A 1,325-nucleotide genomic window follows, 5' to 3' on the forward strand; every position below is an offset into this window, starting at 1 on the left:
CAGACAATGCCCAAACGAGACAAGTCACGATTCGGTGATGCCGGAGAGCCAACGAAGGATCTCGATCACGCCGCACCTCTGCACGCCCCAGGTTGTGGTAGATCTCTTCGATATCGCTGCTCAAGTGTACAGACCCTGGCATGACCAGAAAGGTGGAAACAAACAGAGAAGGAACCACACCGCCACTGATCTGATTGAGCCAAATGGTTACGCAACACAATCCGAGTAAACAACAGGCCTGGCGTGGACCTACACCCCACCGAATCAAACAAACCTTCGAAGACCATGCCGGCATAAACAAAACAAATTTCCAAATCCTCAGAAACGAACCGGGCGGCAAACGTGGTGCGGAATTGAGATTTGTTTTCCCACACAGATACCTACGAATGACTAGACCACACTTGTCACAGAAAGCACAGAGCGAGTCACACGTATAATGACTGACAAATTGTTTTGATAATGCCGGACGTACCTGTGCCTCCCCAAAACAACTGCTCCAAATCGGTGAGATTTGAAATCGAAAGCAGGCCGCTTCTCAGGCGCTGACCTTTGTTTCTGGAACATCTTTACAAGTGTTTCGGACATCACTTTCAAACGTGACGCAGAGGTGACAAATGCTCTACGAGCTTTCTTTTCTTTGCTTCCAAGCGAAGCGCTGCCGGCCGTGATCGAAGATGGTGTCTGCCCAGCACCATGGCCTTCGAAAACAAACAATGGCCGCAGCAAATGCGCTGACCACGCTCACGGCTTGAACACGTGGCGTCTCACGACGACGACCCGGCGGATGGGCCGCTCCGTGCCGGTGCTGTCGTTGATCTGCAGCATGTTCTCCAGGTCGATGGTCCAGGTGTCATCGTGCAACTTCAACGTCACCTTCTTGTCGCCGGCGGCAAGGCCACCGTCCATGCGCAAGCATTCGTGGTTCTTGAAATCAGCCCACGTCATGGCTCCGTTCGTGAGGCCGACGCCGACCTGCCAGATGACCTGGTGGCCCCTTGTCGTGGTTGGTGCTGATGCCACTTCTCCGTCAACCCACTCGCCTTCATCAGTGGCCATCGCGCTGGCCAAGCAGCGTGGTCGGCAAGGGACCACAGAACAGCAGTGCCTGAGCCTGATGGCTACGGACACATACAACATAAGGTCGCAGCGGCGCTGACCTGATTGGCGAAAGATAACATGTGCGTGTCGCCGGGGTTCATGACGCGTCGTGAAATCTCCGGGAGGGAAATTTGGGGGAGGGGCCCGGGAAGGCCCGGGGAAGCCCAGGGAAGCCCAGGGAAGCCCGGGAAGGCCCAGGGAGGCCTAAGAAGGCCCGGGGAAGCCCA

Annotated in this window: 1 protein-coding gene; it reads right to left on the minus strand. The window is 55.7% G+C overall.

Annotated elements, in window-relative coordinates; genetic code table 11:
• Window positions 1-741 precede the first annotated feature (741 nt).
• Window positions 742-1,056, minus strand: a complete 315-nt coding sequence (locus ABWP81_RS11600; RefSeq protein ID WP_353141930.1) for a WWE domain-containing protein — start codon at window positions 1,054-1,056, stop codon at window positions 742-744.
• Between the last annotated feature and the right edge of the window lie 269 nt (window positions 1,057-1,325).

This window comes from Limnohabitans sp. (genome assembly GCF_040401135.1).
Lineage (GTDB): Bacteria > Pseudomonadota > Gammaproteobacteria > Burkholderiales > Burkholderiaceae_C > Limnohabitans.